The sequence below is a fragment of the Streptomyces sp. BE20 genome (assembly GCF_036322525.1).
Taxonomy (GTDB): Bacteria; Actinomycetota; Actinomycetes; order Streptomycetales; family Streptomycetaceae; genus Kitasatospora.
The window spans coordinates 1-229 of the sequence record NZ_JAQYWW010000023.1; the positions used below are offsets into that span (position 1 = coordinate 1).

General features: G+C 65.9%; 1 protein-coding gene. It reads right to left on the minus strand.

What is annotated here, in order from left to right; translation table 11 throughout:
- The coding region (locus tag PUR61_RS00085) for a helix-turn-helix domain-containing protein (protein ID WP_329874319.1) at positions 1-158 on the minus strand (158 nt) is incomplete at its 3' end.
- Between the last annotated feature and the right edge of the window lie 71 nt (positions 159-229).

Here is a 229-nt window from a genome sequence, read left to right on the forward strand (position 1 = left end):
GCCCGGCCGGACTCCAGGAACTGCCGCTTCCAGTTCCCGATCGACTGCTCGGACACCTTCACCCGCCGCGCGGCCTCGGCAACGGTCATCTCACCGGCCAGGATCGACAGCACGATCCGGACCTTCTCCTCCGGCGGCAACGCCGGCGGCCTCACCATGATCGATCAGACTCCTTCACAGGGCAGGACCCGCAAGAAACAAGCCCTGCCACAAAGTCTGACGCGCGACA